19 protein-coding genes are annotated in these 20,047 nt (G+C 59.1%); 16 read left to right on the plus strand and 3 right to left on the minus strand.

The window, feature by feature from the left end; all coding sequences use genetic code 11:
* Positions 1-157: 157 nt before the first annotated feature.
* The 7 genes from HF945_RS16970 (at position 158) to HF945_RS17000 (ending at position 6,541) form a co-directional block, all read left to right on the plus strand.
* Positions 158-1,486 (plus strand): pitrilysin family protein, encoded by a 1,329-nt coding sequence (locus tag HF945_RS16970; protein ID WP_290523740.1) that lies wholly within the window; start codon positions 158-160, stop codon positions 1,484-1,486.
* Between the two features lie 44 nt (positions 1,487-1,530).
* On the plus strand, positions 1,531-2,994 hold the full coding sequence (locus HF945_RS16975) for a pitrilysin family protein (protein WP_290523741.1): 1,464 nt from the start codon (positions 1,531-1,533) through the stop codon (positions 2,992-2,994).
* Positions 2,981-3,586, plus strand: coding sequence for a 16S rRNA (guanine(966)-N(2))-methyltransferase RsmD (gene rsmD, locus HF945_RS16980; protein ID WP_290523742.1), 606 nt, complete (start codon positions 2,981-2,983; stop codon positions 3,584-3,586). The genes HF945_RS16975 and rsmD overlap by 14 nt, the downstream gene beginning before the upstream one ends.
* Before the next feature lie 219 nt (positions 3,587-3,805).
* Positions 3,806-4,318 (plus strand): methanogen output domain 1-containing protein, encoded by a 513-nt coding sequence (locus HF945_RS16985; protein ID WP_290523743.1) that lies wholly within the window; start codon positions 3,806-3,808, stop codon positions 4,316-4,318.
* A 2-nt stretch (positions 4,319-4,320) separates the two neighbouring features.
* On the plus strand, positions 4,321-5,265 hold the full coding sequence (locus HF945_RS16990; protein WP_290523744.1) for a sensor domain-containing diguanylate cyclase: 945 nt from the start codon (positions 4,321-4,323) through the stop codon (positions 5,263-5,265).
* Positions 5,266-5,355: 90 nt separating this feature from the next.
* Entirely contained in the window at positions 5,356-6,240 is an 885-nt protein-coding gene (locus HF945_RS16995) for a metal-dependent hydrolase (RefSeq protein ID WP_290523745.1), read from the plus strand.
* A gap of 103 nt (positions 6,241-6,343) precedes the next feature.
* Positions 6,344-6,541 carry a hypothetical protein gene (locus HF945_RS17000; protein WP_290523746.1) on the plus strand — a complete coding sequence of 66 codons (198 nt, stop codon included), beginning with the start codon at positions 6,344-6,346 and terminating at the stop codon, positions 6,539-6,541.
* Between the two features lie 565 nt (positions 6,542-7,106).
* Here the strand turns inward: HF945_RS17000 and HF945_RS17005 are convergent.
* Complete coding sequence (locus HF945_RS17005; protein WP_290523747.1) at positions 7,107-7,910, minus strand: mechanosensitive ion channel domain-containing protein; 804 nt, start codon at positions 7,908-7,910, stop codon at positions 7,107-7,109.
* Complete coding sequence (locus tag HF945_RS17010) at positions 7,903-10,644, minus strand: ATP-binding protein (protein WP_290523748.1); 2,742 nt, start codon at positions 10,642-10,644, stop codon at positions 7,903-7,905. The genes HF945_RS17005 and HF945_RS17010 overlap by 8 nt, the downstream gene beginning before the upstream one ends.
* A 183-nt stretch (positions 10,645-10,827) precedes the next feature.
* Here HF945_RS17010 and HF945_RS17015 point away from each other — a divergent pair, with 183 nt between their 5' ends.
* From HF945_RS17015 to HF945_RS17035, 5 genes are all read left to right on the plus strand, one after another.
* A complete protein-coding gene (locus HF945_RS17015; protein ID WP_290523749.1) occupies positions 10,828-11,238 on the plus strand; it encodes a CBS domain-containing protein in 411 nt (136 codons plus the stop codon).
* Between the two features lie 177 nt (positions 11,239-11,415).
* Positions 11,416-11,907, plus strand: coding sequence for an Mpo1-like protein (locus HF945_RS17020; protein WP_290523750.1), 492 nt, complete (start codon positions 11,416-11,418; stop codon positions 11,905-11,907).
* Positions 11,908-11,975: 68 nt separating this feature from the next.
* Positions 11,976-12,758 carry an AraC family transcriptional regulator gene (locus tag HF945_RS17025; protein WP_290523751.1) on the plus strand — a complete coding sequence of 261 codons (783 nt, stop codon included), beginning with the start codon at positions 11,976-11,978 and terminating at the stop codon, positions 12,756-12,758.
* A gap of 2 nt (positions 12,759-12,760) precedes the next feature.
* A complete protein-coding gene (locus HF945_RS17030; protein WP_290523752.1) occupies positions 12,761-13,627 on the plus strand; it encodes an enoyl-CoA hydratase-related protein in 867 nt (288 codons plus the stop codon).
* A gap of 57 nt (positions 13,628-13,684) precedes the next feature.
* Entirely contained in the window at positions 13,685-14,956 is a 1,272-nt protein-coding gene (locus HF945_RS17035) for an aminotransferase class I/II-fold pyridoxal phosphate-dependent enzyme (RefSeq protein ID WP_290523753.1), read from the plus strand.
* Here the strand turns inward: HF945_RS17035 and HF945_RS17040 are convergent, their stop codons facing one another.
* Positions 14,957-15,922: an AraC family transcriptional regulator gene (locus HF945_RS17040; protein WP_290523754.1), complete on the minus strand. Its 966-nt coding sequence runs from the start codon at positions 15,920-15,922 to the stop codon at positions 14,957-14,959. It abuts the gene before it with no gap.
* Between the two features lie 202 nt (positions 15,923-16,124).
* On the opposite strand from HF945_RS17040, the gene HF945_RS17045 reads away from it, so the two are divergent.
* Genes HF945_RS17045 through HF945_RS17060 form a run of 4 tightly spaced genes read left to right on the plus strand, consistent with a single transcriptional unit; the run spans position 16,125 to position 20,047 of the window.
* Positions 16,125-17,417, plus strand: a complete 1,293-nt coding sequence (locus HF945_RS17045) for an NAD(P)-binding domain-containing protein (protein ID WP_290523755.1) — start codon at positions 16,125-16,127, stop codon at positions 17,415-17,417.
* A gap of 1 nt (position 17,418) precedes the next feature.
* Entirely contained in the window at positions 17,419-18,339 is a 921-nt protein-coding gene (locus HF945_RS17050; protein WP_290523756.1) for a bile acid:sodium symporter family protein, read from the plus strand.
* Positions 18,321-19,259 carry an SDR family oxidoreductase gene (locus HF945_RS17055; RefSeq protein ID WP_290523757.1) on the plus strand — a complete coding sequence of 313 codons (939 nt, stop codon included), beginning with the start codon at positions 18,321-18,323 and terminating at the stop codon, positions 19,257-19,259. The genes HF945_RS17050 and HF945_RS17055 overlap by 19 nt, the downstream gene beginning before the upstream one ends.
* Positions 19,256-20,047, plus strand: coding sequence for an SDR family NAD(P)-dependent oxidoreductase (locus HF945_RS17060; protein ID WP_290523758.1), 792 nt, complete (start codon positions 19,256-19,258; stop codon positions 20,045-20,047). The genes HF945_RS17055 and HF945_RS17060 overlap by 4 nt, the downstream gene beginning before the upstream one ends.

Genomic DNA, 20,047 nt, shown 5'->3' on the forward strand with positions numbered 1-20,047 from the left:
CTATGCCGGCAAAAAAGGTGCCCGCTTGCAGAAACAGGCACTCACTGACGGAGTGCGCGGCTATCCTACCATAAGGAGTTGTTCAGGGGCTCCATATCGGCAAGGGTAGCTGCTTCTACGGCGGTTTTTCGCCGGGCGCATGATCATGGGATAGAGAATGAAAAAATGGATACTTGGCCTGTCGCTGGGCCTGTGGGCGGGTCTGGCCGTTGCGGCGCTGCCAACACACAATTTCACGCTGGATAATGGACTCAAGGTGGTGGTGCGTGAAGATCACCGCGCCCCGGTGGTCACCGTGATGGTGTGGTTCAAGGCCGGCAGCATTGATGAAGCCCCGTTTGAAACCGGCCTGGCCCACGTGCTGGAACACATGATGTTCAAGGGCACGGAAAAGCTGGGGCCGGGCGATTTTTCCAGGCTGGTGGCCCGCTATGGCGGCAGTGATAACGCCTTTACCAGCTATGACTACACCGCCTATTACCAGCAGTACGAAGTGTCCCGTCTGCCGCTGGCCCTGGAGCTGGAAGCGGAGCGGCTGGCCAACCTGAAGATCGATGACGACGAGTTCTATCGTGAACTGCAGGTGGTCATGGAAGAGCGCCGCATGCGCACCGATGACAACCCCAATGCACTGGCGTGGGAAAAATTCCAGGCGGTGGCGCGGCCGGGCACCGGCTACGCCCACCCGATCATCGGCTGGCGTTCACTGCTGTCCCAGCTGCAACCGGAACAGGCGCGAAGCTGGTTTGAGCGATTCTATGTGCCGGGTAATGCCACCCTGGTGATTGCCGGGGATGTGACCCGTGAGCAGGTGGAGCCGCTGGTGCAGCGTTTCTTCAGTGGGCTGCCTGCCGGCACCACGCCGCCGCGGCCAAAGCAGACCGTGAATCCCCCCGCCGGTGAGCGGCGCCTGGATCTGGTGTTGCCAGTGAAGGTGCCAACACTGTTCATGATGTACAACGTTCCCTCCCTGGTGACCGCACAGAACCAGCGCGACTTCTATGCCCTGACCATGCTGTCGGGTGTGCTGGATGGGGGCATGAGCGCGCGTATCGAAACGGATCTGGTGCGTGGCCAGCAACTGGTGGCCGGTGCGGGGGCTTCCTATTCCGGGATCCAGCGCGGTAATGGCACCTTTACCTTGCAGGCAGCACCGAATCCCGGTGTGACACTGGACCAGGTAGAGGACGCCCTGCGTGCTGAAATTGAAAAACTGCAGACCACCCTGCCCAGTGAAGCGGAAATGGCCCGGGTGCGTGCCGGTGTGCTGGCGGATCAGGTCTATGAGAAGGATTCCGTGATGGGGCAAGCCATGGAACTGGGCACCTTGAGCACACTGGGCCTGGATCTGGATCTCTCCACTGCCTTTGCTGATGAACTGGCGAAAGTGACTGCGGAAGATGTGCAGCGGGTGGCCAGGGAATGGTTGGTGCCGGAGCGTCTGGCGGTAGGGCATGTGCAGCCGGAGCAGGGGGAAGGCCAATGAGCAAGCAGTTGAAAGTTGAAAGTTTAAAGTTTAAAGGCGCGAAGATGGTGTCTGGACTGGGGCTGGTGTCTGTGCTCCGCGCTGCAGCTGTTGTCGTTACGGTCCTGCTGAGTGCCTGTGCTTCCCTTAACTCTTCTGAGGATTTCCCCACAACTGAAGCGCTGGTGGCGGCCAGTGAGCCGGGGGCGCCGGTGCTGGATATTCAATCCTGGCAGACCGCAGAGGGGGCAAAGGTGTTGTTTGTGCCCAGTGATGCGCTGCCCATGCTGGATATCCGGCTGGTGATGGATGCCGGTAGTGCCCGTGATGGCGGTGCGGCGGGGTTGGCATCACTGACCAGTGCCCTGCTGGGTGAAGGCGCAGAAGGACTGAACGTGGATGATATCGCCCGCGGTTTCGAGGATCGCGGCGCCCGCTTTTCGTCCAGTAGTTACCGGGACATGGGCATCATCAGCCTGCGTACCCTGTCTGATGAGGAATACCGTGAGCCGGTGCTGGACCTGTTTGGGCAGGTGATTGGTTCGCCGTCATTCCCGCAAGCCGCCGTGGACCGCATCCGCACCCAGATGATGCAGGGGCTGCGTATGGAGCAGCAGGTGCCAGGCCCCCAGGTGCGCAAGGCGTTCATGGCGACCCTCTACCCGGGTCACCCCTACGGTACCGCCAGTGATGGCACCCTGGAGAGCCTGCCGGCGATAAAGCGAGATCAGCTGCAGCAGTTCTACGATACCTACTACGCAGCCGGCAATGCCGTGATTGCCATGGTGGGGGCCGTAGATCGCCAGCAGGCGGAGGCGATTGCCGCACAGATCAGTGCGGCCCTGCCTGAGGGGGAGGCGGCTGAGGCCCTTGAGCGCGCCACGCCTTTGGCCCAGCGTCAGCAACAACATATCGATTTTCCCTCGGCCCAGACCAGCATCCTGTTGGGCAACCAGAGCACCTGGCGGGGCAACCCGGATCATGTGGCGTTGTATGTGGGCAACATGGTGCTGGGGGGCGGTGGTTTTGCGTCCATCCTCACCGATGAAGTGCGCCAGAAGCGAGGCTATGTGTACGGTATTGGCAGCGGTTTCTCTGCCATGGCGGCGGGCGGGCCCTTCCAGGTGTCCTTCAAGACCGGTAACGAGAATGCGGACCAGGCGCTGAGCCTCACCCTGCAGCTGATCGAGGAGTTTGTGGCCAAGGGGCCCACGGACACCCAGCTGGAAGAGGCGCGCACCAGTATCCTTGGCAGCTTTGCCCTGGGGACCGCAGACAACAGCGACATTATTGGCCAGTTGGGCGCCATCGGTTTTTATGATCTGCCGCTGGATTACCTGCAGCAGTTCAGCCAGCAGGTGCGGGCGGTTAGCGCGGAAGATATCCGTGCAGCGTTCGGCCGTGCCCTGGCGGTGGACGATCTGGCCATTGTCAGTATCGGGCCAGAGGCGCCACAGATCGTGCCTGTGGATGCCCCCGAGGACAGCGACACCGGGGAGACTGATGAGGTTGGCCGTGGCGAGGAATAAGCGCCAGGGCAGTGCCGCCAGCAAGGGGCAGGTACGGATTATCGGTGGCGATCAACGCGGGCTGCGGCTGCAGTTCGTGGATCATGGCGGCGATCTGCGCCCGTCCTCTGACCGGTTGAGGGAAACCCTGTTTAACTGGCTGCAGTTCGAGCTGCCGGGCCTGCGCGTGCTGGACCTGTTTGCCGGCTCAGGCGTGCTGGGGGCGGAAGCGCTCAGCCGCGGGGCGGCGGAGGCCGTGTTGATCGAAAAGCAGCGTGATCGGGTAACGGACCTTCAGCGGCAACTGCACCCCCTGTTTGCAGAGCGTATCCAGGTCCATTGCCATGATGCCCTGCGCTGGTTGCAGCAGCGCGCTACGCCCTTTGATTTGGTGTTTGTGGATCCGCCCTATGATCTGGGGCTGGCGGAGCCGGCCTGTGCAGACCTGGAGTCTCGCGGCTGGCTGGCGGAACACGCCTGGGTTTATGTGGAGTCCCGTCGCCAGGCTGCGGTACCGGCTGTGCCCGCCGGCTGGATCCTGCATCGTGAAAAACAGGCCGGCGAGATTCATGCCCGGTTGTTCCGGCGAGGTCAGGAGCCAGAGCGCGGCTAACACTGGGCTGGCCGCATCGGCTGTCGGAAAGTGCCGCAACTTCAATGCCGAGAGTGTGGCTTTCTTAACGTTTTAGTGACGCCCGTTCGTCCAGATTTATGGATGGATGGGCGTTTTTCATTCTGATCCTGTCCAGGATCATAATAATGTGACTTTTATCACAAAAAAATGTCACGAGCCGTCGATGTTTGAGGGTGTGGATACTTTCGGAGACAGGTCATGGATGAGGTTAGCAATGCCCGGATTCCCTTGAATCAGGACCGCTTTTTGCGACAGCTGTTGGGTAATCTTGCCGAAGCCATTCAGGATGTGGCCGGGCTGGAACAGGCAGAGGGGCTGGTCTCTATTGTCGGCCAGAAAATTGGTGACGAAATCAATGCGGGCTACCGCTCTGCGCTGGCGGCGCCGGCGCTGGATAAAGCGCAGATAGCCGCTGTTCTGGTAGATCTAAAGCGCCGCATCGGTGGCGATTTTTATGTCATAGAGCAGGACGATGACAAGATTGTGCTGGGTAACTGGCGCTGTCCTTTCGGGCGTTACGTGGAAGGCCGCCCGGCTCTTTGCATGATGACATCCAACGTGTTTGGTGTGATTGCGGCAGAAAATACCGGCTACGCGAGAGTGGATATCACCGAGGCCATTGCCAATGGTGATGCACAATGCCGCGTCATCGTCAGCCTCAAGCCCCATGAGGGCGCTGCCGGGCGAGAATATTTCTCGGCGGACAACTAATCATGGTCACCAAGGAATGTCTGGCCATTCTTGATGCCATCTCCTTGCCGGTACTGTTGATGGATGGAGAGGGGAGGGTCAAGGTGATCAATGCCCATGCCCGCACCCTGTTGAAGGACGAGACGCCTGACAGTGTCTCCGCCATTATCAGGACGGATGTTCAATCCTTCCTCAAGACTGTGCGCCGCAATCGTCACTGCGCACACCTGGCAACCCGGTTGGTGGAGCCCCTTGCCGATTACTACCCGGCCAGTTCCCGTGTTCGTCATGGTGATGAATGGCAGGATTGTTATCTGATCGAGCTGTTTCCGCGGGACTTGGCGGTGGGGGGAATGAGTCGTCTTTCCGAAACGCGCCGGCGTGAAGCCTCGCTGCAACGCAACTATGTGCGCGCCCGGGAATCCGCCCGCGCGGCCCTGACCCAGGCTAACCAGGACCCGCTCACCGGCATAGCCAACCGGCGTGCATTTGATCAATGGCTGCAGCAGTTGTGCCGGGATGCCCGGCACCAGGCGTTTCCGTTTTCGCTGCTGCTGATCGATCTGGATTTTTTCAAACGCATCAATGACAGCCACGGCCATGACGCCGGTGACCAGGTGCTGTGCGCGGTGGCCTCACTACTGACGGCCTCGCTGGTGCGCAAGGGGGACCAGGTTGCCCGTATCGGCGGTGAGGAGTTTGCCGTCCTGTTGCCCAATACCGACCGTCGGGGGGCGGAAGATGTGGCCTGGCGTCTGGTGATGGCCATGCGAAATGCCAACAAGTGTGACCATAGAGACCACCAGGCGCCGCCATGGATCCCGGTGACGTTGTCCATCGGGGCCGCTAGCTGGCTGCCGGGGGAACCGCTGACCACGTCCCTGCTGATGCGGGAAGCGGATCAGGCGCTTTATCTTGCTAAGGAGCAGGGTCGGGATCAGGCGGTCACCATGAAAACGGACAGTTGATCACCCTGAAAAGGGTAAAAATGGCACAACCTGCACTAGAGTCCCAATTTCTGCTGTCACATATTGGTGACAAGACAGGAGGGTTCAATCATGGCGCAGAACAATGTGCAACAAAACGTGCAACAAAAGACAGCCATAAAGAAAGTAAACCAGAGCGATATTCAGCCCCGGCGGATGGATTTCGAGTTTGATCCTGACATGCCTCGCTACTGGTTTGACAATGACCAGTTCAAATCCACGTTGCTGACATCCCTGTCCTGTACCTTCCCGGAAGGGGAGCGCTTTTTTGTGCGCTCTGTACGTCACTTTCAGAAGAACATCCAGGACCCGTTGCTGCGTGAGCAGGTGAAGGGGTTCATTGGTCAGGAGGCGCATCATGGCAATGAACATGATGCCTTCAACGATTTTATGGAATCCAAGGGCGTGCCCACCAGAAAAGTGGATGCCTTTGTGAAAGACGGCCTCAAGTTCATGGCCAAGGTGTTATCCCCGGAGCGGCAGCTGGCCAAGACCTGTGCGCTGGAGCACTTCACTGCCATGCTGGCGGAAATGATTCTGGAAAACCCGGAATTTATCGAAGGCATGGATGAACGCATGGTGCCACTGTGGTTGTGGCATGCCATCGAGGAGAGCGAGCACAAGGCGGTGGCCTTCGATGTCTACAAGGACCAGGTGGACAGCTACTGGGTGCGCAGTTCCGAAATGGCTTTTACCACCGTGGAGTTTCTCAGCTTTACGGTGTTTCACTACTGGCAGCTACGCAATGAGATGGACGATCCTACCGACTGGAAATCGGTGATGAACGGGTTTAACTGGTTGCTGGGCAAGCCGGGTTGGCTGCGCAAACTGGGTAAGTCCTATCTCGCGTATTACAAGCGCGATTTTCATCCTGGCAAGCGTGACAGTACGCACCTGCGCAGGCGTGCCCTGATTCGGCTGGCCAACATGATGGGGCGCCCGGAACTGGCCGCATAATCGCGGCCGTTTCAGTTGGAGTCGTTGCGTTGCCCGGGGGACTATGAATCCTTCACGCCTCCCGTGTTAGGGTCGGAGTAAGACTTCACAGCAGGAGGTGGCCATGCGCTGGTTAACGGCCCTGAAACGTCGTCTTTTTCCCTCGCCGACGCCCCACGGCGATGACCGGCCCGAAGTGAACCATGTGGACTATCATCCGGCCCATGAAGGGGAGACCCCGGATGATCTGCACCGTGGCCGGCATCGCATCAAGGAAACCTTTACCCGGGCCTGTTGTCACCACCGAAAATGCACCTGTTGAGTCCCCAAGCCCGCCAATCTAGGCATGAGGAGTGATGTTTGGTATTTCCAAATGAGTGACGAATAACGACGAGTGGCGGGCTTGGGGACTCAACCCGGAGGGCTGATCCCTTTTTCCGCCCAGCAGCGCCATCCGATGTTTATGTAGAATGACTACACGGCACATCGGCTGACACTACTGGGCGAAAAAATGCATTCAGCAGGAGCCTTTTCGGTGGTGGCAACAGGCCCTGTCACTGGGATCTGGATTACCTGCCCCGCGAAGAGGTGGAGGCACTGCTGGAAAAGCAGAAAAAATCCGGGCGATAAAGGTGTATCAACCCAAAGACGTTTTTACCACAGAGATCACCGCGTTCACTGAGGAAAGAGAGAGTTTACAGCCAAACCTGGAGAATTCGCGCGCCCGGAAATGTTCAGGGAGCGCCCCTGCTTCCCCGTTTATCCGCGATGAACCAGAACAGGCAGGGTGTGATTACTCTGTGTACTCCGTGATCTCTGTGGTAAATCCGCTTTTAACCTTTGCGTGCCGCATGTTGCGTGAAGCGTGATCCCGCCGCAGAGCGTCTTCAGGAAGGGCGAATCACGCCTGCTTCGGCAAACCGTTTGGAAACCCGCACCACAATATCGCTCTGGAAGGCCTTTTCGTAATGGACATCCAGCACGTAGGCCTTGGCGCGTAATCGAATGGCCAGTCGATAGCCCACTTCGATCTCTTCAATGGCGAAGGTGACCGGTTTCTTCAGGTAGGCGAAGCGGCTGGTGAAAATGACTTCTTCAATGATCCCCTTGGCCTCATCCAGGTCTGCATCCAGGGCAACGTGGAAGTCGGTCACCACCATCATGTCCAGCTCGCCGGCGTTACCGGAGGCAACCACATCGGTAATAAAGCGGGAGTTGGGAATGGTGACCAGGTTGTCATCCAGGGTTTGTAGCCGCACCGTGCGCAGACCGATGGAGACAATCTCACCATACACATCGTCGAAACTGACCCGGTCGCCCACCCGGAAGGGACGGTCGAACAACAACAGCAGACCGGCCACCAGGGATGCGGCAATGTCCTTGAGTGCAAAGCCCAGCGCCACCGCGACGGACCCCCCGGCAGCCAACATGAATTCCTTGGGCGGCTGCAATACGCCCACGATCAGGGCAATGGACCCGACGGTGTAGAGAATGAAGCCAATCAGGGTGGTGATCTGCAGGATCATGAAACGCCGGGTGGGCAGTTTCTCGGTGATCTTCTGGCTTGCCTTGCTGATCCCCCAGTTCAGGGCCCACAGCACGAAGCCACCGATGAACAGCAGCAGGATGGCGTAGACGTTGAACAGCTCAACCACTACCGCCAGGTCGTTGACGATATTTCCATCATTCATTGAGCAGGTTCTTCCTTGTCAGGTAACTGATCACCGGCTGATACCACAATGGCACCAGACGGTAGCGGCCGTCTTCTGCCTTTTGCAGGAAGCCGGCATCGGAGCCGCCTTTCAGTGCATACCGCACCACGTTTTCCGGCAGGCAGGTCACGCCACTGATCTCATGGCTGGAAAGCGTACCGTGGGTAGCAATGGCGGCGTACACGAACAGGGCGTTCTCTCCCATGCTGTCCAGCACTCCGGAGGAGGGCGGCGTTGGCAGCCCCACCAGGACTTCGCGCCCCTGTACCTTGATGGAGGTGAGCCATAGCCGCAGGGCGACCAACGGATTACCGCGGCAGGCATCCCACAGCAGGCTGAAGTACCGTTGTTCGGCGTTGCGTACATTGCCCGCTTCCGGCCCACGGGATGACAGCAGCACTTCATCGTAGCGAACCTTGTAGCCGCTGAGATGGTTGCGCGACAGGACCAGGGAACGGATATCCGACTGGGCCCAGCGTTTGACCTTCACCACGTTGCGGAACTGGTAATCGCGGCCGAAGACATTGCACAGATAAGCCCAGCTCTGGTTGTTAATCAGCAGTAACCAGAACACATTGTCGAGTCGGGCATTGACCAGGCTGAGTACCTGGCGCCAGCCTTCCAGCCCCCCTTGCTGGGCGAGAAAAAAGTTTTGTGCTTCATCAAGGACCACCAGGGTGGGTTGGCGTTCCTCATCACTTTTCACTAGTGCAGCCGGGCCATGCTCGCCGAGATCCACCTCCAGGGTTTCACCCACCAGGGCGAGAATATCGGCGGGGTCGGTGGTCCGTGCGGGCACCTTGAGGTCGAGGATGTTCAGGCCCTCGCAACTGGCCTCCAGGGCGCTCGTGAGCTTGCGGATGCTGATGCTCTTGCCGCTGCCTTTCTCGCCGGCCACCACCAGGGAGTTTTCATCGGTCTTGTTTTCGTGCCAGCGCAGGATGCTTTTTTCCACGGCACCCACCAGGCCGGTGTCGATAAAGGGCAGTTTGCTGCCTTCTGGTACATCCTGGGCAAACCAGCGTTCATAGTGGACCTGCACATCCTCTTCGCTGTCCTGGGGCTGGTCACTGTCCTCGTCACTGCTAATGCGGGTACGCAACCGGAACCAGCGTGCCTTGAAGCTCATGTACCAGTCGAAGTCCACCAGCACCCGGTCCACGAACCCCACCAGGAAGCTGATCAGCGCAACGGGCAATAACAGCGGAGCAAACAACGGGAACACCCTGTCACTGAGCAGGCGTTCGGCAATGGGGTCGAGCCGGGAAGGCAGGATAGCCTGCAGGCAGACCAGGTAATCCTTGCTGCGCAGGGCCAGCAGGCGGCTCAGGGCAAGGTACAGGCAGACGATCAATATGGCCTGCAGCACATAGTAGAGCAGTGACGGCCCGAGGCTTTCCCAGATCACCAGCAGAGGCAGCCAGGGAAGCATCAACCAGCGGGCAACACTGCGCGAGTGGTCCAGCACCTGTTGCGCCTGCTCGCCGCTGAGGTAGGTGCCGGCGCTCTGTGCCACACGGCCGATCAGCCATTCCCCCAGCAGACACAGCAGGCCGTAGATCACGTAAAGGTGGGCAAAGGGCAACAGCCAGAACAGAACCTTGGTCGAGGGCGCGTTCAGATGCAGGCTGAGCTGATCGAGAATGAACCACAGCAGAAACCAGGGGAGCATGGGGGCAATGCCACTGATTAGTCGGCTGGCGTTGCGCACCCAGCGGCGTTCGCCGCTGCTTTGAACTACCTTGTCGTGCAAGGCCAGAGCCCAGCCACGGCTACGTTGCGCCAGCTTCACCAGCATCACAAAACCGGCAATGCCCAGCACCAGAGCCAGAATGTTCTGTACCAGGGGAAGATAGCCGTTGCCCCGCACCGGAGCGTTCAGGTCGTAACGAACCAGTACCAGGGTATCCAGCGCACGCTGACCGATACGCTGCACTTCGCGCGCCAGCAAGGCAGGGGCGCCAGTCAGCCCACCGTTATCCGCAATCTGTTGAATCAGTTGCCGGCGTTGCCAGATGTCACCGCGCAGGGTGCGGATCTGTCGTTGGATATCCAGCCGGGTTTTCACCAGGGTGCGATATTGCGGGGTAACGGGAACCGGTGCGTCCAGTGCCGGCGAGTTGTACCAGAGTTGATCCAGTTCTGCCCGGGCCTGATTGGCAGAGGCCTTGTCCAGCGCCGGGATCAACGCCCAGGTGCGGGCAATATCCTGTTGCAGCAACAGTGCCCCCTGCTGGATGACGGGATCAATGTCGCCGGCGTTCAACAGATTTTCCAGGCTATGGTACAGCTCGGTCAGTGCCAGCATGACCCGGCGCTGGGTCGGGTTGCGGTCGGTGATCTGGTGACGCAGGGTCAGCACGGCCTGATCCAGTTTGACCAGCTGACGTTGCAATGCCTTCAGGTCGCTGGCCAGCGTCTGGCAGTCAGGTAACTGCGAAGGGCGTACAGGGGGAGAGGCCGGCAGGCGGATCTGTGGACTGTCCAGTGGCTGGCCGATCAGGGTTTCGATCTGTTCGCGGGTGGGCACCTGACCATCGATAAATCGCTGCAGCTGCTGCTGGTCATCCTGCAACTGCTGATGTTCCCGCTCCATGTTCAGCAGCAGTTCTTCCGCTTCCTCGCAGGCGGGGTTTGCCGCTGCCTGCAGCGACAGAAGCAACAGCCAGCAAAGAGTCAAAAACCCGGGCGATATTCTGTGTTGCGATCCCATTCGCGCTTCCTGTGTCCTTGAGGGCCCGGAGTTCGGGGTGGTAGCTGATCCCATTGTAGGAAGGGGGGCGGTTGACGTCACCTTCTGCATACGAAACGGTTATAAGAACCATAGAGGAATACCACAGGACAGGACAGATCCCGGTGCTATAGTCAGGGAAAGGCTTTCATAAAGGATGTGATGATGAGTGATCTGACAGTCAGTGCCCTGATGGGAAAACATCCCACCGCGATTGCCCTGGGCACAGAGCTCACCCAGGTGGTGGACAAGTTGCTGCAGCACAAGGCCACCGGGTTGCCGGTGGTGGATGAGAGCCAGCGGGTGGTGGGATTTGTGTCGGAACAGGATTGTCTGCGCAAGCTGCTGGTGTCCAGTTATCACTGTGAGGGCTCATTGATCGTGGATGAGTTCATGCATGCGCCGCCGCTGACCGTTGCCGAAACCGATTCCGTAGTGAATGTGGCGGAATTGATGGTGACCCAGAAGCCCAAGATTTATCCGGTGGTGGATGCCCAGAACCGGCTGGTGGGCATGCTCAGCCGTCACCAGGTCCTGAAGGCATTAAAGGACACGCGTCGCGCCTGCGAAGTTTGATTTTACGCCTGATGCTGGACGCTGGATGCCTGACGCTCACAGATAGGTGCTGCCTGTTTTTGGTGTTCTTTGTCAGGCGTCGAGCCTCCGGCGTTTACCTTGGCCCCTGCGTACAATTTTCCGGATTGCGGCGCCGTTAGTCTTCCGATTGAAAACAATAATTCGGGAGAGTTCCTCATGCGCGATCTACAGACCTTTCTGTCCGACTACGGTGATAGCCACCGTAACCCGGTGAACCAGTGGGTACATATTGTCTGTGTGCCGGCGATCTTTGTGTCCACCCTTGGCCTCTTCTGGTTGGTTCCCCTGGGGCACTGGCTGGGGCTGGAAGGCGCGCTGGCCTACTGGGTCAACGGCGGCACTCTGCTGGCTGCGATCTGCATGCCCTTCTATCTGCGCATGTCCGCAGGCATGACTCTACTCATGAGCATCTGGCTGGTATTGTCGTTGCTGGCCATTGTTGCCGTGGATCGCAGTGCGCTTTCCCTGGGCTGGACCAGTGCGGCGGTGTGGCTGGTCGCCTGGGCGGTTCAGGTGTGGGGCCACAAGGTGGAAGGCAAGAAACCCTCCTTTGTGGATGATCTGGTGTTCCTGCTGGTGGGGCCCATGTTTGTTTCCATTGAGTTGGCGCACAAACTGGGGCTCCGTCGGGAAGTTGGGAGCCTCTGAGCAACGCCTCGCTATTTCGGCCTGATTGGCAGATTGTCGGCCCGGCGTTCGCCGGGCATTATGCCGGCATGACTGTTTCTCCGTCGGCCATCGAAACCCGTTTGCTGTCGCCCCTGTATATCTGGCCGGGCGGCTGGCTGGTGCTGCTGTCCGCCATGGATAACCGCCCGCATCAGCATGTGGCGGCGTCCCTGCTGGTCGCCCTCGAAGGCAGCCTGCAGGTCAATCGTGATGGCGTGCTAATTAAACGGCCGCTGGTGCGGGTGCCCCCAGAGGTGCCCCAGTCGTTGCACAGTGACACCCCGTTGGCGGTGCTGCATCTGGACCCCGATGAACCTGCCTGGTGGGCTTTGCGCGAGGCTGACGAGGAGGCTGCCTTGCCGTTAGCCCAACTGCGGCAGCCATTGATGGCGCTGGCGGATGGTCAGGTTCATGAGGACATGGCAGCCGCCTTTATCCGCCAATTGAGAGCCCCGCAGCCGGTGCATATTCCCGACCCGCGCATTGTCGCGGCTTGCCAGGCGTTGCGTGAAGACAACAGCCTGGATCTGGAATCCCTGGCGGCCACCGCCAACCTGTCCGTGTCCCGCTTTCGCCGCCTGTTCAGTGAACAGCTGGGCGTTACCTTCAAGCGTTTCGTGCTGCATCTGAAGTGCCAGCGGGCCTTGTCCCTGTGGGAAAGCGGTATGTCGCTCACCGAGCTGGCGGTCGCCGCAGGTTTCTACGATCAGCCCCATCTCAACCGTACACTTCGGGCCATGTTCGATGCGCTGCCGTCGCGGTATGCTCGGGGGCAATCGGTGCAGGTGGTGGACCTGTCTGACCATACAAGAACAACCTTCATGGAGTGACCATGCAATATCAGGACATCACGACCGACGTGTCGGAAAACATTCTCACCATTACGCTAAATCGCCCCGAGCGTCTGAATGCTTTTACCCTGCGCATGAAAGACGAAGTGGTCCATGCCCTGGAAGCGGCGGACAGTAACGATGAAGTACGAGCTATCATTGTGACTGGTGCGGGCAAGGTGTTCTGTGCCGGCATGGAAATGGAGCCGGAAGGTGGCGGCAACCTGTTTGGTTATGATGATGCAGAAGGAATGAATCCGCCGCTGGAAACGATTCGTGATTCCGGTGGCGAGTTGTCCATGGCCATATACAACAGCCGCAAGCCGGTGATCGGTGCCATCAATGGCGCTGCAGTGGGGGTGGGCATCACCATGACACTGCCCATGGATATTCGCCTGGTAGCCGCCAACAGCAAGATCGGTTTCGTATTTACCCAGCGCGGCATCACCCCGGAAGCCTGTTCCTCCTGGTTCCTGCCACGGGTGGTGGGGCGTCAAAAGGCGCTGGAATGGGTGCTCAGTGGCGATATCTTCATGTCCGAGGAGGGCGCCGAAGCCGGCCTGTTTCACAGTGTGCATGACAAGGGGGAGGTGCTCGATGTGGCTCGTTGCATGGCGAAAAAGCTGATCGCCAAGAGTTCACCGGTGGCGGTGGCCCTGGCGCGTCACATGCTGTGGCGCAACCCGGAATTCGAGACCCCCCTGCAAGCTCATGTGGTGGAGTCGAAAATGATCTACTGGTCCCACTCTTTCTGGGACGGTCGAGATGGCTTTACCGCTTTTCTGGAGAAGCGTGCACCGCGTTTCGAAACCGATCTGGCGGATGTGCCGAAGCAATTTGATTTCTGGCCGCAACCTCCGCTTGAATAACCCGTTTGGACTGGCCGCCATGGGGCGGCCATTTTTTTGCCTTGCAGGGAGAGAGAAATGAAGAAAGAAACGGTATCCATCCATGGTGGCTTCGACGGTGACCCGCAGACCCATGCGGTGGCGGTGCCGATGTACCAGACCACCAGCTACTATTTTGATGATACCCAACACGGGGCGGATCTGTTTGATCTAAAAGTGCCCGGCAATATCTACAGCCGCATCATGAACCCTACCAATGCGGTACTGGAAGAGCGGGTGGCCATGCTGGAGGGGGGGATCGGTGCGCTGGCCATGGCCTCGGGCATGGCCGCTATTACCGCAACGGTGCAGACCCTGGCCCGTGCCGGGGACAATATCGTGTCTGTCAGTCAGCTGTACGGCGGCACCTATAACCTGTTTGCACACACCTTGCCGAATCAGGGTATTGAAGTGCGTATGGCGGACGGCCGGAACCCTGAGGCCATTGCCGCGGTGATCGATGAAAAGACCAAAATGGTGTTCTGTGAATCCATTGGTAATCCCGCTGGCAACGTGGTGGACATGGCTGCGCTGGCGAAGGTGGCCCACGCAGCCGGCGTGCCGCTGGTGGTGGATAACACCGTTGCCACGCCGGCGTTATGCCGTCCGTTCGAGCATGGTGCTGACATCGTGGTGCACTCGCTGACCAAATACATGGGCGGGCATGGCACCACCATTGCCGGCATCATCGTGGATTCCGGCAAGTTCCCCTGGAAAGATAACCCCCGTTTTCCGCAGTTCAACGAACCGGACCCCAGCTATCATGGGGTGGTTTATGTGGAGGCCATGGGGGAGGCCGCGTTCATTGGTCGTGCCAGGGTGGTGCCGTTGCGCAATATGGGGGCGGCGCTGTCTCCCATGAATGCCTTCCTGATTTTGCAGGGCATCGAGACCCTGAGCTTGCGAATGGAGCGTCATTGTGAAAACGCCATGAAGGTGGCGGCGTTTCTGCGTGACCATGACAAGGTGAGCTGGGTGAACTTTGCAGGTCTGGATACGGACAAGGATTACGCTACTGCGCAGCAGTACATGGACGGTGGTGTGCCGTCATCCATTCTCAGTTTCGGAATCAATGGTGGCCGCGATGCCGGCGCCCGGTTCATTGATGCGCTGGCAATGATCAAGCGGTTGGTGAATATCGGTGATGCCAAGTCCCTGGCCTGTCATCCTGCCACCACGACTCACCGCCAGCTCAACGATGAGGAACTGAAAAGCGCCGGGGTCAGTGCGGACCTGGTGAGATTGTCTGTGGGGATCGAACATATCGATGACATCCTGGCAGACATCAGCCAGGCGCTCGACAAGGCCTGATCAACGTTGTTCACGAAACTGGGCCGGTGTCATGCCGGTCCAGCGTTTGAAAGCCTTTGAAAAAGCACTTTCATCAGAAAAACCCAGTGACTCGGCAATATCGCTGAGACGGGTCCCGTCCTTGAGCTGCTGCTCCGCCATGCCCTGCAGCAGACCGTCACGCAGCAACTTGAAACTGCTGCCTTCCTCACCCAGTTTCCGTACCAGATGGCGGCCGCTCATGGACAGGTTGTCGGCCACCTTTTCCTTTCCCCAGTGAGGGTTTTGCCGGAGCAGGTGCGTGACCTGAGCGCTGAGGGATTGTTCGTCGAGGGAGTCCAGTACCTGGTCGGCGAGGGTGCGCAGGTGCTGGCACAGTGCCGGGTTGGCATAGATCAGTGGCAGTTCCAGGGCGTCGGCGGGAATCACCAGACTGTTGCGATTGGCAAGAAACCGCACCGGCACATTGAGCAGGGTTTCATAGCGCCGGTTGTCGTCCAGGGCGGCATGGGCGAACTCCAGACGGCGGGCTTTCAGCTTGCCCCCGGATGACCAGCGCGACAATTGCAGCAAGGAGGCCAGGGCGGCTTCCACCCGCTCCTGCTTGCGCACCTGGTATTGGGGTTCATAGGACACAATGCATTCGTCCCCCTGAATCTCATAATTGAAGGTGCCGCCCTCGCCCACGATGGGGTAGTAGTCGATCAGACTCTCCATGGCATCTGCCACCGTGTCACAGCTCATTAGCACCATGCCCGCGGTATCCAGGTGCCCCACCTCCAGTGCCAGCCCGAAGCGTACCCCCACCAGGGCATCATCGGCCTGGCTGCAGAAGCTTTCCCATATCTCCCCCTGCAATTCCAGGCTCACCCGTTCCTGCTCGGCAAAGGCATTTTGCAGCGTATCCGGCAGGGAGAACCCCAGCTTGGCGGCGGCCTGACTGATGGCCTGGGTATAGCGCACCGTGACGGTGGGAGCGTGCGACATGGGTTGTCCTGTCTGGGGAGCCTCTGAGTAACGCCCTGGTGCTCTGCGCTCCAGGCGTAATTCAGAGGCTACCTGGGTTAATGGGTCCCGAATTAACCGTGAGCGGGTCCTGAATTGGCCGTGAGGTGGCAGCCCGCTGTCCCTAGAGTGGGCATCATAACAAATTCTGAGTGTAGCTCAGTAAACAAACGCAGGTGACAACATGTACGCAGTGATAGGGGCCGGCCCAATGGGCCTTGCGACCGCCCGCAACCTGAAAAAATATGATATCCCGTTCATTGGTTTCGATCTGCATTCCGATGTGGGCGGCCTGTGGGACATCGACAATCCCCACAGCACCATGTACGAGTCCGCGCACCTGATTTCATCTAAGGGCATGACGGAATTCAAGGAATTCCCCATGGCCGATAGCGTGGCGACCTATCCGCACCACAGCGAGATGAAGCGTTACTTCCAGGGCTATGCCCGTCAGTTTGGGCTGTATGAAAACTATGAATTTTCTACCCGGGTAGAAAACGTAGAGCGTGATGGTGAAGGCTGGCAGGTGACCACCAGCAAGGACGGTGAGCAGCAGACCCGACGTTTCGACGGGGTACTGATTGCTAACGGCACCCTGCACAAACCCAACATGCCCAGGCTGCCGGGTAAGTTTGATGGCGAGCTGATGCATTCCAGCGAATACCGCAGCGCAGAGGTGTTTGAGGGCAAGCGCGTGCTGGTGGTGGGCTGTGGCAATTCCGCCTGTGACATTGCCGTGGATGCGGTGCACCGCGCCGCCAGCGTGGATATGTCCGTGCGTCGTGGTTACTACTTCCTGCCCAAATTTATCGCTGGCAAACCCACCGACAGTTTCGGTGGCAAATTTACCCTGCCACGTCTGGTGAAGCAGAAGGTGGATGGTGCCCTGATCCGGATGCTGATTGGCAAACCCAGCGATTACGGCCTGCCGGACCCGGATTACAAATTGTACGAATCACACCCGGTGATCAATTCCCTGATCCTGCATTACCTGGGGCACGGTGACATCACTCCCCATGGCGATATTGCGGCAGTGTCCGGCAATACGGTGACCTTTGCGGATGGCCAGTCCCGGGTGTACGACCTGATCCTGATGGGGACGGGCTACAAGCTGGATTACCCCTTCATTGATACGGCTGAACTGAACTGGAAAGGCCATGATGCGCCGCAGTTGTACCTGAACGTGTTCCACCCGGAGCATCGCAACCTGTTCATCATGGGCATGGTGGAAGCGGCCGGTTTGGGCTGGGAGGGGCGCAATGAACAGGCCGAAATGGTGGCGTTATATCTGCGCGCCAAGGCCAGGGGGCTGCCCGAAGCCGAAGCACTGGAAAGGAAAGCCACCGCGGAGGCAGGCAAAAATCTGGATGGTGGTTTGTCTTATCTGAAGCTGGCCCGCATGGCGTACTATGTCCACAAGGACACTTATCGCAAGGCGGTGGGCACTCACATCAGCGATCTGCTCCAGGGGGTGTGACATGGAAGTGCACTTTGGCAGCAATAATCTGCTGATCCTCAACGTCATCCTTGCCTTCATGATGTTTGGGGTATCCCTGTCGCTCAGCACTGACGATTTTCGCCGGGTGCTCAAGCGCCCGGATGCACCTATTGTGGGCCTGATTGCCCAGTTTGTGCTGCTCCCGGCAGCCACCTGTCTGACCACCTGGTACTTCGATGTGGATCCGCAGCTGGCATTGGGGATGATTCTGGTGGCGTGCTGTCCCGGCGGTTCGTTCTCCAACATCATGACCTGGCTGGCCAAGGCCAACGTGGCGGTGTCGGTGAGCATGACCGCGGTTTCCAGCCTGGCCGCCATGTTCCTGACCCCGTTCAACTTCGCTCTGTATGGCTACCTCAATCCCAATACCCGCAGTGTGCTTACCGAGATTCAGCTCGACAGCATGGAGATCCTGATACTGGTGGGGCTGGTGTTGGGCCTGCCGCTGGTGGTGGGCATGTTGGTGGGCAAGGCGTTTCCGGCCTTTGCCCAGGGTGCACAAAAGCCCATGCGGGTGATCACCTTGCTGGTGCTGTTCCTGTTCGTGGGTGTGGCGTTCGGCAACAACATGGATGTGTTCATGGCCACGGCGGACCGGATTGTCGGTCTGGTGGTGCTGCAGAACCTGTTGGCACTGGGACTGGGGGCCATGGCAGCCGCGATCACCGGACTGCCTCGCAATGATCGGCGGGCCATCACCATGGAAGTGGGCATTCAGAATTCCGGCCTGGGGTTGGCGATTCTGTTCACCTTCTTCCCGGACGCCAGCGAAATGATCCTGATCGCTGCCTTCTGGGGTGTCTGGCACCTGATCAGCGGGCTGGTATTGGCCGGTATCTGGGGGCGCAGCAGCCAGCGCGTATCCGCCGGGGAGGAGGCCACATGCAAAGACGCATTCTGATCACCGGCGCGGGCGGCTATATCGGCAGCCTGTTGGCGCGGCGTCTGGCCGAGCGACACTTTGTGGTGGGAGTGGATATCCGCGAAGACCCCTCCGCTGTTTTCCCGTTTCATGTGATGGATGTGCGCGATCCGGCGCTTGCCGATCTGGTCCGTGAGCACGCTATTGAGCAGGTGGTGCATCTGGCGGCCGTGCTGGAAGATTCCGGCGATCGTGAGCGCGATTACGATATTGATGTGAATGGGACCCGGAACGTGCTCGAGGCCTGTGTGCAGAACAGTGTACGCCAGTTGGTGGTGACCAGTTCCGGCGCCGCCTATGGCTATCACCCGGACAATCCTGCCTGGCTCGACGAGCAGGATCCGCTGCGCGGCAATGCGGAATTTGCCTACTCCGATCACAAGCGTCAGGTGGAAGAGTTGCTGGCGTCCTATCGTGAGCAGCATCCCCGGCTGAAACAGTTGGTGTTGCGCCCGGGCACCGTGCTGGGCGCGGGGACACGCAACCTGATTACCCGGTTGTTCGAGGGGCGGCGTTTGTTGGCGGTGGCCGGTTCCCCGTCGCCGTTCGTGTTTATCTGGGATGAGGATGTGCTCCACATCATCGACAAGGGCGTTAATGAAGAAGCCGCAGGCTGCTTCAATCTGGCCGGTGACGGCGCCCTGAGTATCCATGAGCTCGGCGCCATACTGGGCAAGCCGGTCATCGCTATTCCTGCCGCGGTATTGCGTACCGGGCTGTGGATTGGCAACAAGCTCGGGCTTACCGGCTATACCCCGGCACAGATCAATTTTCTGCGCTATCGCCCGGTGCTGAGCAACCAGCGGTTGAAGAGCGAATTCGGTTATCAGCCCAGAAAGAGTTCCGAAGAAGTGTTCCGTTTTTATCTGGCGGGGGCACGGGGGAGGCAGTCCACATGAAAACAGTACTGATCACCGGTGCAGCGTCGGGGCTGGGCTGGGCCCTGGCCCGGCAGGCCTATGTCTGTGGTTACAGGGTGATTCTCACCGACATGAATACGGTGTTGCTGAATGCCAGGGCGGAGCAGCTGGCCGATGACTCGGATCAGGTCATTTGCCGGGAACTGGATGTCACTGACAGCGATGCTGTCATCATGCTTGGGCAATGGCTTGAAACCCAGCCCTTCGGGCTGGATCTGTTGATCAACAATGCGGGCATTACCCATCGTTCAATGGCGGAAAAAACCGCGTTGCCGGTGTTTCGCAAGGTTATGGCGGTAGATTGGCAGGCACCGGTGGAGTTGTCGCTAACCCTGCTGCCGCTGCTCAAGAAAAGCCGGGGAAGTATCATCAATATCGGCTCCATGGCCGGCTGGATGCCCGTGCTGGGGCGGGCCGGATACTGCAGCGCCAAGAGTGCCCTGGGGCAGTTTTTTGAAGTAATGCGCGGCGAGGTCGCCCGTGATGGCGTTCATATCATGATGGTATACCCCAGCTTTCTCGATACGCCTATCGAAACCAATGCGCTGGGGCATGACGGCAAGCCCGCGGGCCATGCCCGTTCCATGGTAGGCAAGATGCAGACACCGGAAGCGCTGGCCGAGCGCGTATTCCTGGCTCTGGACAGGAAGCAGAAACGGCTGTTTCCGGACCGCTTCACCTGGTTTGCCAGTCTGCTGTGGCGTCTGGCTCCGGACCTCTATCAGCGCATGATGGTGCGCAAGTTTGCCACCGAGCTGGAGCAGTAG

Origin of the sequence: Alcanivorax sp. (assembly GCF_017794965.1) — a bacterium.
Lineage (GTDB): Bacteria > Pseudomonadota > Gammaproteobacteria > Pseudomonadales > Alcanivoracaceae > Alcanivorax.